This window comes from Bacillus sp. EE-W1, from assembly GCF_009760835.1.
GTDB classification, from domain to species: domain Bacteria; phylum Bacillota; class Bacilli; order Bacillales; family Bacillaceae_G; genus Bacillus_A; species Bacillus_A wiedmannii.
The window spans coordinates 1-5,240 of record NZ_WIPE01000023.1; the positions used below are offsets into that span (position 1 = coordinate 1).

5 protein-coding genes and 1 other annotated feature are annotated in these 5,240 nt (G+C 35.4%); of the genes, 2 read left to right on the plus strand and 3 right to left on the minus strand.

Translation table 11 applies throughout. The features are described 5' to 3' along the window. Window positions 1-32: 32 nt before the first annotated feature. A complete protein-coding gene (locus GFJ36_RS01865) occupies window positions 33-1,316 on the minus strand; it encodes an MFS transporter (RefSeq protein WP_000738835.1) in 1,284 nt (427 codons plus the stop codon). A 107-nt stretch (window positions 1,317-1,423) separates the two neighbouring features. Next, window positions 1,424-2,737 carry an alkaline phosphatase family protein gene (locus GFJ36_RS01870; protein WP_087982310.1) on the minus strand — a complete coding sequence of 438 codons (1,314 nt, stop codon included), beginning with the start codon at window positions 2,735-2,737 and terminating at the stop codon, window positions 1,424-1,426. Window positions 2,738-2,891: 154 nt separating this feature from the next. On the opposite strand from GFJ36_RS01870, the gene GFJ36_RS01875 reads away from it, so the two are divergent. Next, window positions 2,892-3,185: a YesK-like family protein gene (locus tag GFJ36_RS01875; RefSeq protein ID WP_060486918.1), complete on the plus strand. Its 294-nt coding sequence runs from the start codon at window positions 2,892-2,894 to the stop codon at window positions 3,183-3,185. A 93-nt stretch (window positions 3,186-3,278) separates the two neighbouring features. Further along, window positions 3,279-3,485, plus strand: a binding site (T-box leader). Between the two features lie 46 nt (window positions 3,486-3,531). After that, window positions 3,532-4,962 carry a proline--tRNA ligase gene (proS, locus tag GFJ36_RS01880; protein WP_088061622.1) on the plus strand — a complete coding sequence of 477 codons (1,431 nt, stop codon included), beginning with the start codon at window positions 3,532-3,534 and terminating at the stop codon, window positions 4,960-4,962. A gap of 114 nt (window positions 4,963-5,076) precedes the next feature. Here the strand turns inward: proS and GFJ36_RS01885 are convergent. Further along, window positions 5,077-5,240 (minus strand): LPXTG cell wall anchor domain-containing protein (locus GFJ36_RS01885; RefSeq protein ID WP_157349438.1); only part of this gene is annotated, 164 nt, incomplete at its 5' end.

The window sequence follows — 5,240 nt, forward strand, 5'->3', positions numbered from 1 at the left end:
GATCCTCTTCTCATGAGAAGAGGATCTTTTTCTTATAGCGTTTTAGTTTTTGGACTAGGTGGTGTAACGGACGTATCATTTTCGGGAACTCTAGTTAGTAAGAATCCACCGATAACGAACAGTACAATAATACTAAGGACACCAGCGTTGGTTTTTCCTGTTAATTGCGTTGTAACACCGACTAATACTGGACCCATAATTGCCGCGAATTTACCAAAGATATTATAAAATCCGAAGAATTCATTTGCAGATTCTTTTGGTACTAGTTTTGCAAAATAGGACCGACTAAGTGCTTGAATACCACCTTGAGAAGTGGCAACTAACATTGCTAAAATCCAGAAATCGAGTGTCGTTTTTAAGAAATAAGCATATATGCAGATAATGATATAAATAATAATACCGACGTATAGCATTTTTTTACCTGTAAATGTTTCTGATAACTTTCCGTATAATAAGGCGAATGGACAAGCTACAATTTGTGTGACAAATAAGATGATTAATAGATTCGTTGCACTAATACCGAGATCTGTTCCGTAAGCGGTAGACATAGTAATAATTGTATCGACCCCGTCAATGTAGAAGAAGTAAGCGATTAGGAACATAAATACGGTTTTATATTCTTTAATATTTTTAAAAGTATCAGCAAGGCGTTTGAAGCTCATTGCAATTGGTCTTGGATGACGTTCAATATAATGTGTTTGCTCTACATTTTTTAGCATTGGAATTGTAAATAATCCCCACCAAAGAGCTGTTATTGCGAACGAAATTTGACTAGCAATGCCGACTGATAAAGGGATAGTTCCTTTTTGAGCAAGAATAATAAGAGCGATACAACCGATAAAAGGAATTGTGCTTCCAATATAACCTAATGCAAAGCCTCTTGTAGAAATTCGGTCCATTCTATCTTTAGAGGTAACATCTACTAAAAATGCATCATAAAAAATGTTTGCTCCCGCAAAACCGACTAATGCGAGCATATAGCAGCCTAGTAATAAGTACCACTGAGATGTTGGGACGACTGCTAGCATACTTGTAAATACGATACCGAGTCCAAAGAAGAATGTGAAAAATCGTTTTTTAAATCCTTTATAATCAGCAACTGTGCCGAGAATAGGGGCAAGTATAGAAATTAAAAGTGTAGCGAAAGAGTTTGCATATCCCCAATATGCCGTTGAAGTTGCACCAGATAGTCCGGCTTCTTTTGCAGCTGCTTTAAAGTAAATTGGGAATAATGCAGTTGTAATGACGAGCGAATATACCGAGTTCGCCCAATCGTATAATATCCAGCTTTTTTCTTGTCTGGACATTTTTTTCATATAATGTTCCCCCTTAAATTGTTCTACTAACAGTGTACAAAAATAAAAATTATAAAAAGAGAAACAGTTATGATTTTTACATAACTTTTACATATATACACAGTTCTTTACAATTGAAGTAAATCCTCTACAATTGATCCGTCTGTTTCACCTAAGTGTAAACCGAGTAGTCTAGCGATAGTTGGACCTTCATCAATAAGTCTCATGTACGGAATGGTAACGCCGCTTTTTATCCCTTTCCCAGCAGCGATAAAAATTGTTTCATAGTTAGGTTTTGTTGGAGAGTACCCATGCGTACCAAATGTATATTTTTTACTGGGCGTAACATCTTTTTCAGTAATTTCTTTTATAAAATCGCCTGTATAGTTTTCAGTGAAATAATATCCTTCTTGTGCTTCCAACATAAATAAACAATTACCATCTGCACCGCAGTCTTTTGCAGCTTCATCATGAAGCATAAATTCAATACCGTTTTGTTTATTTTGAAGTAACTCTTCAAGTAGTAGTTGTACTTTTCGAATTGTATCCGTATCATTTTTGTCTTTCACATATACATAGGCAGAGCCGTCGCAACTTTGGCAATAGACCTTCCAGTCTACTAATTTTCCTTTTGAATTTATAGATATAAGCCCATTTTGATGAAATAGTACATTTAATTGAATGGCTTTGTTTTCACTTAAAGCGCTATGATCACCGAGAGCGATAATTGTACTTTCTTCGTATAGGTCACTGTCTTTTAAAGCTTGAATAATTTTTCCTAGCCGTTCATCATGTCTATGGATAGCAGCTATTGTTTCGTTAGATTCAAAGCCGTGATAGTGTCTTTGAGTGTCTAAATCGGTGAAATGTATAAACATGACATTAGGCTTCTTCGTCTGGATTGTATGCACAGCAGATGCAAGTACGAAATCATCGAGTTCAGGCTGTGATAAGCCATTTCTTATATGACCAAAACGCTGATTCAAATCTAATTGATATAGTGGGCTACCGCTAAATAATGAAACTAAGATTTGATTTTGCCACGGTCTATTTGGAAAAATTTCAGGTAAATTGTAATCAATATTTGCTCTGCCGGTAACAGGCCATAGAAGGGCAGCTGTCGTTAAATTTGCTTTATGTGCTTCATCGTATAACGTTGTTCCTTTAATGGATTTTCGGTACCAATGCCAATCTGGTGACTCGCGTCCAGGTTGAAGTAACGTATTGCTAACTACGCCATGTTTATTAGGATAGTTTCCAGTAACGATTGTTGAGTGACTTGGATATGTTACAGAAGGATAAATAGGTTCCACTTTTCTCGCCATCGCGCCCTTGTTTATTAATGTTTGAAAATTAGGGAGTTTTTGTAATATAGGAAAATCTAAAGCTGATAAGCAATCGAAAGATAAAATAATGACGTGATTTGTTAATGCTTTATCCATAAAGTTCCCTCCTGATTATATAAAACCTATTCTTATATATTACTACTAATACCTAGTAATAAAAATATATTTCTAGGTAAAAATTTATTATTTATTTTCAGAAAAATTAAACATATAATTAAGTATAAGGGAATGAATGGAAGGAGGGAATACTATGGATTGGCTAGATGGATTTAGTATCTTTTACATCATTGGCGGAATTACGATTATCCTTGTATTTACTATTTCGTATTTACTAAAGAAACGGTTTCCAAACAAACAGTTCGATATTATATTTGCACTTAGTTTAATACTTCTTTGCTTAGCATCCTTTCCCGTTACAATGATGGTGATTGGTGGATGGGAAGGAATGGGATATGGATTTATTGGTTTCTTCGTTCTACTTGGTACACTTATCGGTATGATTGCACATCAACTGGTAAAAATCTCGCGAAAAAGCTACGTATAAAACTGCAGAAAATGAAAAGAATATATAAAAATGAGAAAATTAGCTATTGTTTAAAAAAAGAATTTGTATTATGATAATCAACAAATTTATTTCGTTATAACGATGAAAAAGGACTAGTACATGTTCAACCTTTTTAGCAGAGAGAGAATCCGCTAGGCTGAAAGATTCTTAAAAAGGCGATATGGAACCTACCTTTGCGTTCTGCATATGCAGCGGGAATTTCCCGTTATCAAAAAGAGAGCATGCACAATTTTTGTGCATGAATCAGGGTGGTAACGCCGGCAAAGCTCGGTCCCTATTTAGGGACACGGGCTTTTTTGTATTTTCAAAAGGAGGAAGATTGACTATGGCAAAAGAACAAGTACAAGCGATTACGAAGATGGAAGAGGATTTTGCACAGTGGTACACAGATATTGTAAAAAAAGCAGAACTTGTTGATTATTCAAGTGTAAAAGGATGTATGATTCTACGTCCGTACGGTTATGCCTTATGGGAAAATATGCAGAAAGTTATGGATGAAAAGTTAAAAGCAACTGGTCATGAAAATGTATATATGCCAATGTTTATCCCAGAGAGCTTATTGCAAAAAGAGAAGGATCATGTAGAAGGATTTGCTCCTGAAGTAGCATGGGTGACACATGGCGGGGATGAAAAATTAGCGGAGAGACTTTGTGTACGCCCTACATCTGAAACTTTATTCTGCGAGCATTTTTCAAAAATTGTGCAATCCTATAATGATTTGCCAAAGCTATATAATCAGTGGTGTTCAGTAGTTCGTTGGGAGAAAACAACGAGACCATTCCTTCGTACAACGGAATTCTTATGGCAAGAGGGCCATACAATTCATGAAACAGCAGAAGAATCGCAAGCTGAAACGTTACATATTTTAAATCTATATGCTTCTTTCTGTGAAGATTATTTAGCGATACCAGTAATTAAAGGGCAAAAAACAGAAAAAGAAAAGTTTGCAGGAGCAAAGGCAACTTATACGATCGAAAGTTTAATGCATGATGGGAAAGCACTTCAAACAGGAACATCCCATAACTTTGGAACGAATTTCTCTGAAGCATTTGATATTAAATTTTTAGATCGCAACGGTAAGTGGCAATATGTACACCAAACATCTTGGGGTGTATCAACAAGAATGATAGGTGGACTTATTATGGTTCATAGCGATAATAATGGTCTTGTAATGCCTCCTAAAGTTGCACCAGTGCAAGTTGTTATTGTACCAATTGCGCAGCATAAGGAAGGAGTTTTAGCGAAAGCAACAGAGTTACAAGAACATATTCAAAAGGTTGCACGAGTAAAAATAGATGCTAGTAATAAAACACCAGGCTGGAAATTTAATGAGTATGAAATGAAGGGTATTCCAATTCGATTAGAAGTTGGTCCTAAAGATATTGAAAAGAATCAAGTTGTACTTGTAAGAAGAGATACGAAAGAAAAAGAATTTATATCAATAGATCAATTAGAAGAGCGTATTCCAGCACTACTTGAGGAAATTCATAATTCTTTATTTAATAAGGCAAAAGTATTCCGCGATGAGAATACATATAGTGTGACGAATTTCGAAGAGATGAAAAAAGTAGCTGATGAAAAGCAAGGATTTATTAAGGCAATGTGGTGCGGAGAATTAGCTTGTGAAGAGAAACTAAAAGAAGAAGTTGGAGTATCTTCTCGCTGTATGCCTTTTGAGCAAGAGCATTTAGCTGACGAATGTATTTGTTGTGGTAAAGAAGCTAAACAAATGGTGTATTGGGGAAAAGCGTATTAATGCTTTTTTGATAGATGATAAAAAGGACTTTGGGCTGCATAATAAAATGCAATCCAAAGTCCTTTTTAGTTTTGCAATTTGTTTCATGTATGTTTTAGATGGAAGGATGTGTTTTTATTTTGCGTTTTTACGGCGAATAAATAGTAACATACCGATTAGGAATGTTGAAAGTCCCATTAAAATAGATGCAGGATAATGTGTTGCCGTATTAGGTAACTTATCGCCTTGTTCTTTCGCATTATCTTTTACATTGCCACCTTGAGAGCCGTTGCCACCCT

What these genes read in the sequence shown, in the direction of transcription:
- GFJ36_RS01865 (WP_000738835.1), bottom strand. Translation starts at nt 1,316, where the DNA reads ATGAAAAAAATGTCCAGACAAGAAAAAAGCTGGATATTATACGATTGG.
- GFJ36_RS01870 (WP_087982310.1), bottom strand. Translation starts at nt 2,737, where the DNA reads ATGGATAAAGCATTAACAAATCACGTCATTATTTTATCTTTCGATTGC.
- GFJ36_RS01875 (WP_060486918.1), top strand. Translation starts at nt 2,892, where the DNA reads ATGGATTGGCTAGATGGATTTAGTATCTTTTACATCATTGGCGGAATT.
- proS (WP_088061622.1), top strand. Translation starts at nt 3,532, where the DNA reads ATGGCAAAAGAACAAGTACAAGCGATTACGAAGATGGAAGAGGATTTT.